We start from the raw sequence: 14,468 nt of genomic DNA, 5'->3' as shown, positions 1-14,468 counted from the left end.
GATACGAAGGTGCCGGAGCCGTGGCGGGACTCCAGCAGCCCGAGGGCGGCGAGGGAGCGCACCGCCTCGCGCAGCGATCCGCGCGAGACGCCGAGCCGCGCACAGAGCTCGGGCTCGGCGGGGAGCTGCTGCCCGGGGGCCAGCTCACCCTTGGCGATCATGGCGCGGAGGCCGTCCGCCGCCTCGTCGGTCGCGGTCATCCCGCCACCCCTTCCTGCCCGGCTCCGACCAAGTCATTAGATGACTTCATGCTACCGGTCGGCTTCGTTGCCCCCAATTTCCGTCGAGACCCTGTTCAAAACGGCCTCACCCCTCTACCGTTCCCGGAAGCTCGGAGAAGTCATCGGATAACTATGCCAACTCCGTCAGTCAAGGGAAGGGGCCCATGACCACCCCGTCGTCGTCGCACTGGACGCTCGATCCCTCGGTCGTCCATCTCAACCACGGCTCGTTCGGCGCCGTGCCGCGCACCGTCCAGGAGGTCCAGCGGGCGCTGCGCGAGGAGATGGAGACCAACCCGGACGCGTGGTTCCGGGAGCTGCCCGAGCGGGTCGGGCAGGCGCGCGCCGCCGTGGCGCGGTTCCTGCGGGTCCCGGCGGAGCACACCGCCCTGGTGCCCAACGCCAGCGCCGGGGTGAGCACCGTCCTGGGCTGTCTGCCGCTGCCGCCCGGCGGCGAGGTGCTGCTGACCGACCACACCTACGGCGCGGTGGCGATGGGCACGGCGCGGGCCGCCGAGCGGGCCGGCGCCCGGATGCGGACGCTGCACATCCCGCTGGAGGCGACCGCCGAGGAGATCGCGGCCGTCTTCGCGGGGGCGCTGAGCGAGGCCACCGCGCTGGTGGTCGTGGACCAGACCACCTCGGCCACCGCCCGGCTCTTCCCGGTGGCGGAGATCGCCCGGCTCACCCACGCCGCCGGGGCGAAGCTCCTGGTCGACGGCGCCCACGCACCCGGCATGCTGGCCGATCCGGTCGGGCTGGCCGGGGCGGCCGACTTCTGGGTGGGCAATCTGCACAAGTGGTGCTGTGCGCCGCGCGGTACGGCGGCGCTGATCGCGCGCGGGCCCGACGCCCAGGACCTGTGGCCGCTCACCGACTCCTGGGGCGCCCCGGGCCCCTTCCCGCAACGCTTCGACGTCCAGGGCACGTTGGACCTCACCGCCTGTCTCGCGGCGCCGCGCTCGCTGGAGTTCATCGAGGAGACGTACGGCTGGGACGCCGCCCGCGCCCGGATGACCAAGCTGGCCGAGGGGGCCCAGGGGCTGCTGGCCGACGCCCTGGGCGCGGACCTGACCGGCGTCGGCGGCAGCGAGGCCCCGGCGATGCGGCTGATCCCACTGCCCGCCGGACTCGCCACCGACCACGAGTCCTCGCACGTACTGCAACGCCGGATCGCGGCCGACACCGGCATCGAGACCGCGATCACCACCTGGGACGGCCGGGGCTTCCTGCGGCTCTCGGCCCACGTCTACAACACCGTCTCCGACTACGAACGACTGGCCGAGCACCTTCCCGGGGTGCTCAGGGCCCAGGAGGCGTCCGACGGATCGTGACGCCTGCGGCGGGCCACGCGGCGGAGCCGCATATCGAGACTTCCCCCTCCCCGCCCCTTCCCACAACTGGGGCTCCGCCCCAGACCCCGCTCCTCAATCTCCCCCAGCTACCGCTGGGAGGTGTCCCCCGGAGAGGCTGGATGGCCGGCGGACTGCTGATCTACCTCTGCCGGGGCCACCGGCACAGCAAGGTGGCCACTGGCGAACTCGCCACCGGGGCCACGCCGGGGACGCAGACTCGTGACGCGGAGGACCAGCAAGCCTCATCCGCGCCCTGACGGCCCCCGTCCGCTCGTGGCGACCGGCGGCAGCGCCGCCGGTACCCCGAAGACGCGCTCCCCCGGCGCCCCGCCCCGCAGCAGCGCCGCCCCCAGTGGGGTCAGCGTGTGCAGGACGGCACTGCCCTGGCGCAGGGTGTGCACCAGGCCCGCCTCGCGCAGCACACTGGCGTGCTGACTGGCCGAGGCCAGCGATACGCCCACCCTGCGGGCGAGTTCACTGGTCGTACAGCCGCCGCCGACCTCCAGCAGCACCGCCGAACGGGTCTGCCCGACCAGCTTGCCGAGCGTCTGGGCGGACCCGGACCCGGTTCCGGACCGGGCCCCGGGCCCGGACGTCACGGCGGACCGCTGCTCGGGGCGGGGAATCAGACCGCACCGGGCGTGTTCGACGGGGTAGACCAGAATGGGCGTCAGATCCGGGTTCCGGAAGGTCACCGGCGTACCCCGGCAGAAGAACGACGGCAGCAGCAGCAACCCCCGCCCCCGCAGCCACAGATCGCGGTCCACCGGATAGTCCACCTCCAGCACCGGCGCCCGCCACCGCATCGTCGGCGGCAGCGAGGCCAGCAGCCCGTCGGCGCCCCCGTCCAGCAGGGCGCGGCCCCGGGCCACCCGGTCGGCCTCGATCCGGGCCTGGATATGCGGCCAGTACGGGGCGACGGCGGCCTTGTGGTAGGCGCGCAGCGTGCTGATCAGCCGCTCCAGCGATCTTCGCTCGCCCTGCGCCAGATCCCGTATCCACCCCGGAAGCGCCCGGGCCGCCGGAAGCCCGGCCAGCTCCGAGTGCAAGCGCTCACCCGAGATGGCGCGCAGCGCGGACATCGCGGCATCGCAACCGATTACCCCCTCGGCGGGTGTCAGGAAGTCCGGGAAATACCCGCGCGACGGAATGAGCGGCGCAAGCAGCCGCGCTTCGCCGTTGAGTCGGTTTCGCGCCTCCGAACGCCATTTCCCGTATACGGACTCGGCCCGGTTCTCCCGCAACCTATGGAAACTTAAAACGGTTTCCCAGAGTGCGTCCGGGCGGACCGCCATCCGCAGCCGGGCCAGATCGAGTTCACTGAAATGAACACGGAGCACAAGACCCCCACACGTGCCATTGCGACCGCCCCCCGATCACCGTTGAGTATGCACGCTGGCACGGTCAGTCACCACGCCCTTTTAGCCAGATGTGAAACGGGGAGCGGCGCGGAGCCCGGAAGGGGAAAGCTGTTCCCCAGGAAAACCGGGGGCCACCGGGAAAAACTTCCGACGGCCGTCCGGAATTCAACAGGCGGTGCTCAGAGCCAGTTTGCTCGTTCCCGTGGGGGGTGACGAGTACGTTACGGCGACTGGGCACTTGTGTTGCCGCACGTAGCCGATGCGCGCGGCAACAGCTCCCGTGGGGGGAGTGAGAGGGGGCGGCACCTCCGCACAAGGTGCCGCCCCCTTTGAGATCCGGGATGCCCACGACGGGCGCGTCAAGGAGGCGCGACGGCCGCCACCGGAATGGGGCCGATCAGCCGCACGCGTGGCGTCGGGCGCGGGTACCGTTCTGAGTGTCAGCACAGAACGGGAGTCATCATGCCCGGCAGCACCGACACGTCTACAGAGAGCATCGGCGCGCGCATCCGCGAGTTCCGCCTCATCCGTGACTACTCCCTCTCTGAACTCGGGCGACGCGCCCACGTCTCCACCAGCCAACTCTCCCGAATCGAGAACGGCGAGCGCTACCCCAGCGAACCCATCATCGCGTCCGTCGCCCGTGCGCTCGGCGTGAGCGTCTCCGTCCTGCGAGGCCAGCCCTACGTCCAGGCCCTCCAGAAAGATCAGCTAGACGCCCTGCTCACTCCCATCAGCACCTCGTTCGATGACTGGGACATCCCGCCGGACGACGGCCCGCCGCCCCGCCCGCTCGAGACGTTGGAGGCCGAGACCGCGCGGCTCGTACAGCTTCGGGTGAAGGCCGAATTCCTCCAGATCGCCGGACGCTTGCCGGGCCTGATCAGCGAGGCCGCGATCGCCACCCAGACGCAGGCACCGGCGGGTCATCGCCGGGAGCGGGCCCATGATCTACAGGCGGAAATCTCACGCACCGCGGCGATCGTCGCCTATCGCCTCGGCTACATGGATCTGGCTCGCCTCGCGCTGTCCCGGATGGCGGTCGCCGCGCCACGGTCCGGTGACCCGCGGCAGGTCGCGATCGAGCGATACGAGCGGGCGCAGATGGCGGCGGACAACTCCCGTCTGGACCGGGGCATCTCGCTGATGCGGCACGCGTTGCGAGACCTGGACGACGACGGCGATCGTGCCACCCGAGCCGTGCGGGGCACGCTTCAGCTCCGAGCCGCTGTACTGTCGGCACGCTATGGCGACGAGGCCGCCGCCGGCGATTGGCTCGGGGAGGCCGCCGAACTGGCCGGCGAGACAGGCGAAACACGCGACTACGCCCTGGCCTTCGGTCCGCTGAACGTTCGGCTGCACCAGATCGCAGCGGCTGGTGATCGGGACGAGCACGCGGAGGCGCTCGACCACGCCGTTCAGGTGAGCCTGCCGGAGGACTATCCGCCGACGCGGGCGGCACATTACTGGATCGACCGAGCCCGCGCCGAAGCGTGGACAGCACAGCACGACGATGCGCTGGATTCGTTGCGCGCGGCGCGTGAGGCGTCGTCGCAGTTGACGCGCTATCACCATTCGACGCACGAGACGGTGGCGACGCTGTTGCGGGCGCGACAGCGTGCGGACGAGCGCCTGAGGGAGTTCGCAGCGTGGTGCGGCGTCTAGCGCACGCTCTGTAGTCAGTCAAGCACCTGTGCGTTGCCAGTTGAGCAACGCACAGGTGCTTGCGGGTAGCCACTATGTGACGGTCAGAACACAGACCGTGCACGGAGCCGCCCATGACGACCAACACCGAGCAGTGGACACCACCCACCGGATCACAGGCCGCGGCCTTACCAACGGGCACATGGTGGGACGCGGTCCGCGTGCCCGAGAACATCGGCGAGCACGCCCTCGGCGTCCTCGGCGCCCGGTCCGGTGCCGTCATCAAGGACCGCTGCAACACCCTCTACTGGCTCATCGCCCCCGGCTCCGCCGCGACCTGGAACCTCTACCGCGTCCACGTCCTCGGTGCGGTCGAAGGCGTCGCCACCTACCTCGGCGTTCCTCCCGTGGACCGGCTCACCCCGCCCGGCTCGCACTGGCGGGTCCCGTTCACCCGCGACGGGTACCTGACCGACCCGCGGCTGTTGTACAAGGCACTGATCCGCGCGCTGCTGTCCGCCGCCGGTGACGGCCGGAGGGACGGCCGGTGACGGCCCCCGAGCACACCACCGAAGAGACCAAGGACCCGTTCGCCGACGAGGCATGGCGTACGGCCATCGAGCACGCCGCGGGCTGCCTGTCCTGCCGGACGCCCGGCGCCGAGTGCGAGACCGGGGAGGGGCTGCTGCGCGCCTACGAGGAGGCCACGCGGCGGGCCCGGTCGGGACGGGCCTTCAGCACAGACGCCCAAGCACCTGCACCCAGGAGGTAGAACCATGACCGTCGAGAACAAGCACAAGGGCGACCCCGCCCCGATCAAGCCGTGGACGGCCCCCGCCGCCGCCCCCGCCGGACGACACGCCGCCCCGAGGGAGAAGTGAGGGCCCATGACCGAGGACTGGCGACCACGCCACGCAGCACTGGTGGAAGCCCTCACCGCGTCCGGCGAACTCCCGGACGCATGGCGCCCGGCCTTCGCCGCTGTCCCACGCCACCACTTCATCCCCGCCGACATCTGGGAGCAGCGGGCCACCTGCGTTCCCGTGACGACGGACGCGGCCTGGTGGGACCTCGTCTACCGGGATGTGCCGATCGTGACGCAGGTGGACGACGGGCAGAGCGACGGCCCGGCCATCGCGACCTCGTCCAACTCCATGCCCACGATGGTGGCGCGCATGCTCACCGCGCTGGAGGTCGCCGACGGGCAGCGCGTGTTGGAGATCGGCACCGGCAGCGGCTGGAACGCCGCGCTGCTCGCCGCGCGCCTGGGGAGCCGGAACGTCACCACCGTCGAGGTCGATCCGGTGCTGGCGGAGAAGGCCGCGAAGGTCATCAAGGACGCCGGATACAGCCCCGACGTCGTGTGGGGCGACGGCGCACGGGGGTGGGAGTCCGGGGCGCCGTACGACCGGATCATCGCGACCTGTTCGGTGCGCCGCATCCCCTACGCATGGGTGCGGCAGACCAAGCCGGGCGGGCTCATCCTCGCCCCGCTGGCAGGAGACTTCTGGTCCGGGGCGCTGGTACGGCTCGACGTGGGCGGCGACGGGGTGGCCTCCGGCCGGTTCGTCGGCGGAGCCCGGTTCATGCCCATGCGCTCGGAACGCCCTCGCCCGGACGCCCCGGTGGACAGCGGAACGGGGCGGCGCGGCGGCACCGGCGCGCTTCCCGCCGAGACCATGGCGGGCCTCGGTTTCGCCCTCTACGCGGGCGCGAAACTGCCGGGCGTGGTCATGGCCGACGGAACGCCCGACGGCAACTATCAGATGTGGCTCCACGATCGAAACGGGTCGGCGGCCACCGTCACCCAGGAGGAGGTGTGGAGTTACGGCCCACGCCGGTTGTGGGAGGAGGCCACCGCCGTGCACGAGGCGTACGTGAACGATGGCAGCCCGGGCCCCGGCGACTTCGGGTTGACCGTGTCCCCCGGCGGACAGCGACTCTGGCTCCGGTCACCCGATACGCCCCTCGACTGACAGACGAATGAGGGGGCGGCACCTCCGCACAAGGTGCCGCCCCCTTTGAGATCCGGAGCCGCCGCCGGGGGTGAGGGTGGGTGTTCCCGGCGCCGACTCCGGTGGTCTTACCGGCCGCTACCGGTTCACCGGCCGCTACCGGCCGTTCGCCGCCGCGCGGCCGGCCTCCAGGCGGGCCACGGGGATGCGGAACGGGGAGCAGGAGACGTAGTCCAGGCCCACCTCGTGGAAGAAGTGGACGGACTCCGGGTCGCCGCCGTGCTCACCGCAGACGCCCAGCTTGAGGTCGGGGCGGGTGGCGCGGCCCGCCTGGGCGGCGGCGCGGACGAGGGAGCCGACGCCGTCCTTGTCGATGGTCTCGAACGGGCTGACGCCGAAGATGCCCTTCTCCAGGTAGGCGGTGAAGAAGCTGGCCTCGACGTCGTCGCGGGAGAAGCCCCAGACGGTCTGGGTGAGGTCGTTGGTGCCGAAGGAGAAGAAGTCGGCGGACTCGGCGATCTGAGCGGCGGTCAGCGCGGCGCGCGGCAGCTCGATCATGGTGCCGAGGGTGAGCTTGAGGTCCACGCCCCGGGCCTGCTCGACCTCCGCGATGACCCGCTCGGCCTCCTCGCGGACGATCTCCAGCTCCTGGACCGTGCCGACCAGCGGAATCATGATCTCGGCCCGCGGGTCGCCCTTGGCGCCCAGGCGCTCGGCGGCGGCCTCGGCGATCGCCCGCACCTGCATGGCGAACAGCCCCGGAATGACCAGGCCCAGCCGCACCCCGCGCAGGCCCAGCATCGGGTTCTGCTCATGGAGCCGGTGCACGGCCTGGAGCAGCCGCAGATCGTTCTCGTTGTGGTCCTTGCGGGACTCGGCGAGGGCGACGCGCACCGACAGCTCGGTGATGTCGGGCAGGAACTCGTGCAGCGGCGGGTCGAGCAGCCGGACGGTGACCGGCAGCCCGTCCATCGCCTCGAAGAGCTCGACGAAGTCGTTCTTCTGGAGCGGCAGCAGCTCGCCGAGCGCCGTGTCCCGCTCCTCCTCGGTGTGGGCGAGGATCAGCCGCTCGACCTTCTCCCGGCGCTCGCCGAGGAACATGTGCTCGGTGCGGCACAGCCCGATGCCCTGGGCGCCGAACCGGCGGGCGCGGGCGGCGTCCTCGGCGTTGTCCGCGTTGGCCCGTACGCGCAGTCGGCGTACTCGGTCCGCGTACGCCATGATCCGGTGCACCGCGCCCACCAGCTCGTCGGCCTCGTCGGCGCCCGCGTGCATCCGGCCCTCGAAGTACTCCACGACCGGCGAGGGCACGACGGGCACCTCGCCGAGGTAGACCTTGCCGGAGGAGCCGTCGATCGAGACGACGTCGCCCTCCTCGATCACGATCCCGTCCTTGCCGTCCCGGCCGGGGACGGTCATCCGGCGCCGTTTGGTGTCGACCTCGAGCTCCTCGGCGCCGCATACGCAGGTCTTGCCCATGCCGCGGGCGACGACGGCGGCGTGTGAGGTCTTGCCGCCGCGCGAGGTCAGAATGCCCTCCGCGGCGATCATGCCGTCGAGGTCGTCGGGGTTGGTCTCGCGGCGGATGAGGATGACCTTCTCGCCCGAGCGCGACCATTTGACGGCGGTGTACGAGTCGAAGACGGCCTTGCCGACGGCGGCGCCCGGGGACGCGGCGATGCCCCGGCCGATCTTCTGGACGGTGTCACCGGAGGCGACCTCGTGGTCGAAGCGCGGGAACATCAGCTGCGCGAGCTGCGCCCCGTTGACCCGGCGCAGCGCCTCGGCCTCGTCGATCAGCCCCTGGTCGACCAGCTGGGTGGCGATCCGGAAGGCGGCCCCGGCGGTGCGCTTGCCGACGCGGGTCTGGAGCATCCACAGCTTGCCGCGCTCGATGGTGAACTCGATGTCGCACAGGTCCTTGTAGTGCGTCTCGAGGGTTTCCATGATCTGCATCAGCTGGTCGTAGGACCGCTGGTCGATCTGCTCGAGGTCGGCGAGCGGCACCGTGTTGCGGATGCCCGCGACCACGTCCTCGCCCTGGGCGTTCTGGAGGTAGTCGCCGTAGACGCCCTGGTGGCCGCTGGCCGGGTCGCGGGTGAAGGCGACGCCGGTGCCCGAGTCGGGGCCGAGGTTGCCGAAGACCATGGAGCAGATGTTGACCGCGGTGCCGAGGTCGTGGGGGATGCGCTCCTGGCGGCGGTAGAGCTTGGCGCGGTCGCCGTTCCAGGAGTCGAACACGGCTCGTACGGCGAGGTCCATCTGCTCGCGCGGCTCCTGGGGGAAGCCCCGGCCGGTCTCCTTGGCGACGATGTCCTTGAACTCGCCGACCAGCTTCTTGAGGTCGGCGGCGTCGAGGTCCACGTCGACGGTGACGCCCTTGGCGTGCTTGGCCTGCTCGATGGCCTCCTCGAAGAGGTCGCCGTCCACGCCGAGCACGGTCTTGCCGAACATCTGGATGAGGCGCCGGTAGGAGTCCCAGGCGAACCGGTCGTCACCCGCCTGCGCGGCAAGCCCGGCCACGGACTGGTCCGAGAGGCCGATGTTGAGGACGGTGTCCATCATCCCGGGCATCGAGAACTTGGCGCCGGACCGTACGGATACGAGGAGGGGGTCGTCCGCCTGGCCGAGCTTCTTGCCCATCTTCGCTTCGAGCGCGTCGAGGTGCGCACTCACCTCGTCGCGCAGGGCCGGGGGCTCCGCACCGCTGTCCAGGTAGACCTTGCAGGCTTCGGTGGTGATGGTGAAGCCCGGTGGCACGGGGAGACCGAGATTGGTCATCTCGGCGAGGTTGGCTCCCTTTCCGCCGAGCAGGTCCTTGAGATCCTTGTTGCCCTCGGTGAAGTCGTAAACGAACTTCTGCTGATCTTGTGTTTCCGGCACGGGACTCGATCTCCTCGGCTCGGCTGCCCTGACGGCGGGGAGCGTACCCAGATCAAAGGCCCCTGAGCAGGTCCACTCCACCGTCATACGGCTGTAACCACCCGCCTGCCACGTGTTCGAAAGTGCGGCGCCCGAACGAGACCCTTACGAGATGTCTTCAAGCCTCGAACACACACCCACCCTCCGCCCGTGATGGACGCTTGGAATTTCACTATACGTAACCGATGGTTCGAGGTGTCGAACATCAAGTAGGTGGCACTGAGTGCCACGCATTGGAGAGGTGAGCACAGCGGGATGCCACCGATTCACCTCTCGGTTGCCGCTCATCTGAGCGAAGACCCGATCAGAGTGGCGAGAATCACGCCTTGTCACAGCCCATTGTCTCGCCTTTTGGATACAACGAGAGGGGGCACGCTCAGATGAGCGACACGCCGGGAAGAGGGGACGACCACCTCCGCGAATGACGAGGGGCAGCACCTCCGCGGTCCCCTGATACGGCTGATGCGGCCCCGCTTCGCATCAGGGAGCCGGGGACCGCCGTCCTCAGCGAATGGATCGCGCCATATTTCAGGACGCCTGGTCGTCCCCGGGCTCCCGCAACCCGGCGAGGGCCTCGCGGGTCTTCACGGTGCAGTTGTGCTCGTCGCCCAGAACGCGCTCGCAGATCTCGAGCACGGCCCGCCACTCGGCCTCCGCCTCGTCGAGGCGGCCGAGGCCCTTGAGGGTGATGCCGAGGTTGTGGCGGGTCCAGAGGGTTCCGGTGTTCTCCGGGCCCAGCACGCGGAGCCGCCCCCTGATCGTCTCCCGGATCTCCCGCTCGGCCTCCGCGAACCGGCCGAGCTTGTTGAGCACGTACCCCCAGCTGTGCCGCGCGGCCAGCGTCGCCTCGGCCTCGGCGCCCAGCGCCCGGACGCGCCCCTCGACCACCTGGCGGAATTCCGCCTCGGCCTCCTCATAGCGATCCTGATCGCGCATCAGCGCCGCCAGGTTCAGACGTGTCGTCAGCGCGAGCGGGGCGTCCCGGCCAAGGACCCGGGCCTCCCCCTCCACGACCACGCGGTATTCGGCCTCGGCCTCCTCCCGGCGTCCCAGGTTGGCCAGGGTTCTGGCCCGGCCGCCCCGGGTCATGAGGGTCGACTGGTTATCCGGTCCGACGACGCGGAGCCAGTCGTCGAGCACCTCGGTGTACTCCGCCAGCGCCTCCTCGTTCAGCCCCGCCAGCCGCATGCTGGTCGCCAGGCAGTAGCGCGTGCTCAGGACGTTGGAATGGTCCTCCCCGAACACCGGGATCTGCTGTTCCAGGAGTTCGCGGTAGATCGGCCGCGCATCGTCGTACCGCCCCTGGTCCTCCAGGACGAACGCGCGCAGCCGCTGGGCGATGAGCGAGTCGTCGTGCCATTTCCCGAGCGTGCCGACCGTCTCCTCCACCAGCGTGTCGAGCTCGGCCTCCGCCTCGGCGTACCGGCTCAGGGCGCGCAGCCGGTGAATGCGGTTGCGCCGCGCACGGCGGATCCGCCAGTTCCACGGCTTCAGGCCCGCGGAGGTCCGCTCGACCAACTCCCGCCACAGCGCCTCGGCCTCTTCGTTGCGCTGTCTGGTGTCCAAGAGCTCGCCGAGGGCGAACTCCGCCGTCAGCAGCGCGTCGTCCACGTCCGACTCCGCCGAGCGGCAGTCCTCGACCACCGACCGCAGCTCGGCCTCGGCCTCGTCGTACAGCCCGAGCCTGCGCAGCGCGACGGCCAGCCAGACCCGCGGGGTCACGGTCCTGGCATGCCTGGGGCCGTCCAGCTCCCGCCGCCCGGCGGCCACGGTCCGGAACTCCCGCGCGGCCTCCTCCACGCGCGCGAGGTCCACCAGCACCCGCCCGTAGACCTGGCGCCGGGACAGGACCTCCGCCCGATGGTCGCCGCCTTCCCGCCGGTTCCACGCCTCGAGCAGCGTGCGGGACTCCTCCGCCGCCGCCTCCAGCCGCCCGGCGTCGTGGAGCAGGTCCACGAGGTAGCTGCGGGCGAAGAGGGTGTAGTCGTGCTCCTCGCCGTGCACCCGCGCCGAGACCGCGACCACCGCCCGCAGCTCGCGCTCCGCCTCGTCGCGCTCCCCGAGCTTGTTCAGGGTGATCGCCAAATGCCCACGGAGGTTGCGGGATTCGAGGTCCTCAGCGGACCTCAGCCCCGCGATCTGCTCCCGCGCCGCCTCCTTCAGCTCCTCGGCGTACGCATTCCATCCGGCCCTGACGAGCTCATAGGCCAGGTTGGGCAGGAACCGCACGCCCCACCAGCCGGATTCCTCGTTCCGCGCGTCGGCGTTGTCCAGCACCTGGTCGACCTGGTAGCGCACCCCCCTCGGCAATCCGTTGTCCGCCGCGAGCCGCCGCACCAGCGCGATCATCAGCGGCTGGACCCGCTCCGAGGTGTAGGACCGGGGCGGGACCTCGCGGGTCGGGGGCGGGGTGGCCGGTTCGGGCGGCTGCCGCGGGGGCTCCTGCCGCTCCAGCGGCGGCTCCTCCTCCGCCGCGTCCTCCAGCAGTCCGAGCCGCGACAGCAGCTCCGGTGAGGCCGCCGCGAACGGAAGGGCCTCCTCGGCGACGCGGGAGTCCCCGTGGTCGCCCGAGAGCCGGGCGCGGAACTCGGGGCCGCTGCCCTGACGGTGCAGCAGGAACTCGGTGACCTGCGCCGCCGTCTCCAGCGCGTCCGACGTCCGGACCGCGTCCAGCAGCAGATCCACGACGCCGGGGTGGAACTCGTACTCCTCCGCGCTCCCCTCCCGTCTGCGCAGCAGCCCGCCCAGGAACACCTCGGCCAGCTGCGCCGGGTGGAAGCGCTCCCCACGGCCCGCGCCCGCCTGGTGGATCAGCCGCATCACCGGCAGGGTCAGCGGATGGACCGTGGCCAGCGCCCCGGCCAGGCGCTGGGCCTCGGGCGAGGCGGCGCCCCGGAAGCGGCGCAGCCGCTCCTCGGCGCTCGGCTCGGGGACCTGGGCCGTGGCCCGCGCGGCCACCGGCTTCTCCGCGCCGTCCAGCAGCATCACCGGCAGCGGCTCACCGCCGCCGCCCGTACCGGTGAGCGCCGCCCACGCGCCCAGCTCGCCCTCGGCCAGCTCCAGCACGGGCACCGGTGTCATGCCCTCGTACGACACCAGGCCGCGCGGCAGCACCGGATGGCGCACCGACAGGGCGCGGCCCGGCGCGCCCTCGCGGCCGCCCGCGTCGACCAGCAACCGCTGGGTGGGCATACCGCGCTCCGGCCACATCCGCGCGGGCAGCGGCTGGAGCACCGCCACCGGTGAGTGGCGGGCCCAGCGGCGCAGCAGCCGCGGAATCGCGCCGCCGCGCCACCCCGGGCCCACCCCGTCCGAGAGGACCAGCATCACGGTGCGGCCGGAGGTGTCGGTGAGCTGGCGGGCGGTGCGGCGCGGGGCGCCGGGGGCGTACGGCCGCGCCCTGAGCACCGGTCGGTCCTCTTGGGCGCTGTCCAGGCCGTAGGTCCGTACGGAGCGGAAGGCGCCCTGACGCTCCAGCAGTCCGCGCACCTCGGCGGCGAGCTGCTGCCACAGCACCATCGACGGGCCGTCGTCCACGATGAGCGCGACGCTCAGCCAGCGCTCCGGGCGGGGGCGCAGCACCACGTCCGGCAGACCGGTCTCGGCGATCCACTCGGCGGTGGCGGTCTCGTCGACGCGGAAGGACGTGCGCGACGGCACGCTGCGCCGCAGCGGCCGCAGCGCGCGGGACAGCCGGCGCGTCCCGGGGAGCGCCCGGACGCCCCGGACGCCGACGGCACGCGCCGGGCGGGCCGCGGCGGGGCGGGCGGCGCCGGGGGCGTAGAGCCCGGCGGGGACGAGGGGTCCTGGCTCGGGTTCGCCGGGGGTGAGCGCCCCGGGGAGCTGCCGCTGGGCGCCCTTCGCCTCGTCCTCGCCGTCGGCCGCGCCGGAGGCGGGAGCGGCGGAACGCCGGGACGGCGCCGGTTCGTCGCCGTCCCCTTCGCCGCGCGCCGGGGCGGTGGTGGCGGCGAACCACAGGACGTCGCGCAGCTCCACCTCGGAGAGCTCGACCCCCGCGTCCTCCAGCAGGGCGCACAGCCGCTCGATCATTGCGCGTCGACTTCGTTCAGCGAGCGGAACAGCTTGTCGAGGACGTCCTGGTCGACCCGCACCCCGGAGGAGCGCAGCCGGACCGCGTTGAGCAGCTGGTCGGTGGCCAGCTCCCGCTCGTTGCGCCGGGACACGAAGTCGGCGATCAGCTCCTGGGCCCGCGCGCCGACCTCCTCGCCCAGATGCATGGTGACGATGCGCTGGAGCTGCGCCTCGTCGGGCTGCTTGAGGTCGAGCCGGACGCAGCGGCGCAGAAACGCCGGGGGGAACTCGCGCTCACCGTTGCTGGTGATGACGACGACGGGGAAGACGGAGCAGCTGACCCAGCCGCTGGTGATCCCGACCTTCTCCCGGGAGCCGGCGTACTGCACATGGACCGTCCTCCCCTCCCCCAGGCGGGCCAGCTCCGGGATCTCGAACTCACCCTCCTCGAAGACCGTAAGGAGGTCATTGGGCAGGTCGACATCGCCCTTGTCGAGCTCGTCCACGAGCAGCACCCGCGGTGTGCGGGCCGGAAGAAGCGCGGTGCCGAGCGGGCCGAGCCGCAGATAGTCGCCGATGTCCGGTTCGGTCCCGGCGGTCTCGTCGGCGCGCCGCTTGAGGGAGGCTTCGCGCAGCCTGCCCACCGCGTCGTATGAGTAGAGGCCCTCGGTGAGCGTGGAGCGGCTGTTGACCGGCCAGTGCAGCACCTCGCCCAGCATCAGCTCGCGGGCGATGGCGTGGGCCAGGGTCGACTTGCCGGTGCCTGGCCGGCCGGTGACCAGCAGCGGGCGGTGCAGATGCAGCGCCATGTTGACGACGTCGCGGTCCTCGTCGGAGATCAGATACGGCAGCGGCCGCTCCGTGTCCCGGCGCCGCGCGTCATCGCCGAAGCGCCGCCACGGCGGGGCGGGGGGCCAGGTCTCCACCTTGTGGGGCCGGGTGTCGCCGCCCTGGAAGAGCCTCCAGTCCTGTGCCATC

Annotated in this window: 10 protein-coding genes and 1 pseudogene; 6 read left to right on the top strand and 5 right to left on the bottom strand. The window is 71.6% G+C overall.

Annotated elements, in window-relative coordinates; genetic code table 11:
• Positions 1-14 precede the first annotated feature (14 nt).
• A pseudogene (locus tag KHP12_RS53495) lies at positions 15-200 on the bottom strand (FadR/GntR family transcriptional regulator); the annotation flags it as partial.
• Positions 201-385: 185 nt separating this feature from the next.
• Here KHP12_RS53495 and KHP12_RS33925 point away from each other — a divergent pair.
• Positions 386-1,555: an aminotransferase class V-fold PLP-dependent enzyme gene (locus KHP12_RS33925; protein ID WP_211834014.1), complete on the top strand. Its 1,170-nt coding sequence runs from the start codon at positions 386-388 to the stop codon at positions 1,553-1,555.
• Positions 1,556-1,695: 140 nt separating this feature from the next.
• Positions 1,696-1,833 (top strand): hypothetical protein, encoded by a 138-nt coding sequence (locus tag KHP12_RS33920; RefSeq protein ID WP_210609258.1) that lies wholly within the window; start codon positions 1,696-1,698, stop codon positions 1,831-1,833.
• On the opposite strand, the gene KHP12_RS33915 is transcribed toward KHP12_RS33920, so the two are convergent.
• On the bottom strand, positions 1,819-2,916 hold the full coding sequence (locus tag KHP12_RS33915) for an ArsR/SmtB family transcription factor (RefSeq protein WP_211834013.1): 1,098 nt from the start codon (positions 2,914-2,916) through the stop codon (positions 1,819-1,821). The genes KHP12_RS33920 and KHP12_RS33915 overlap by 15 nt on opposite strands.
• Before the next feature lie 483 nt (positions 2,917-3,399).
• Between KHP12_RS33915 and KHP12_RS33910 the strand changes: the two genes are divergently transcribed.
• The 4 genes from KHP12_RS33910 (at position 3,400) to KHP12_RS33895 (ending at position 6,557) form a co-directional block, all read left to right on the top strand.
• Positions 3,400-4,602 carry a helix-turn-helix domain-containing protein gene (locus tag KHP12_RS33910; RefSeq protein WP_086882831.1) on the top strand — a complete coding sequence of 401 codons (1,203 nt, stop codon included), beginning with the start codon at positions 3,400-3,402 and terminating at the stop codon, positions 4,600-4,602.
• Between the two features lie 113 nt (positions 4,603-4,715).
• Positions 4,716-5,132, top strand: a complete 417-nt coding sequence (locus KHP12_RS33905) for a hypothetical protein (RefSeq protein ID WP_086882830.1) — start codon at positions 4,716-4,718, stop codon at positions 5,130-5,132.
• Positions 5,129-5,353 (top strand): hypothetical protein, encoded by a 225-nt coding sequence (locus KHP12_RS33900; RefSeq protein ID WP_210609262.1) that lies wholly within the window; start codon positions 5,129-5,131, stop codon positions 5,351-5,353. The genes KHP12_RS33905 and KHP12_RS33900 overlap by 4 nt, the downstream gene beginning before the upstream one ends.
• A 115-nt stretch (positions 5,354-5,468) precedes the next feature.
• The gene (locus tag KHP12_RS33895) at positions 5,469-6,557 is read left to right on the top strand and encodes a methyltransferase domain-containing protein (protein WP_211834012.1); all 1,089 of its coding nucleotides are present in this window, start codon (positions 5,469-5,471) and stop codon (positions 6,555-6,557) included.
• A 135-nt stretch (positions 6,558-6,692) separates the two neighbouring features.
• Here the strand turns inward: KHP12_RS33895 and ppdK are convergent, their stop codons facing one another.
• The 3 genes from ppdK to KHP12_RS33880 form a co-directional block, all read right to left on the bottom strand.
• A complete protein-coding gene (gene ppdK, locus KHP12_RS33890; protein ID WP_086885927.1) occupies positions 6,693-9,419 on the bottom strand; it encodes a pyruvate, phosphate dikinase in 2,727 nt (908 codons plus the stop codon).
• Between the two features lie 567 nt (positions 9,420-9,986).
• Positions 9,987-13,508, bottom strand: a complete 3,522-nt coding sequence (locus KHP12_RS52525) for an SAV_2336 N-terminal domain-related protein (protein ID WP_210609264.1) — start codon at positions 13,506-13,508, stop codon at positions 9,987-9,989.
• Complete coding sequence (locus tag KHP12_RS33880) at positions 13,505-14,467, bottom strand: AAA family ATPase (RefSeq protein WP_086885054.1); 963 nt, start codon at positions 14,465-14,467, stop codon at positions 13,505-13,507. Before KHP12_RS33880 ends, KHP12_RS52525 begins: the two co-directional genes overlap by 4 nt.
• Position 14,468: the final 1 nt, after the last annotated feature.

It is taken from the genome of Streptomyces asiaticus (assembly GCF_018138715.1).
GTDB classification, from domain to species: domain Bacteria; phylum Actinomycetota; class Actinomycetes; order Streptomycetales; family Streptomycetaceae; genus Streptomyces; species Streptomyces asiaticus.
Note: the sequence above shows the minus strand (reverse complement) of the source record. Positions and strands in the feature narration are given on the sequence as shown.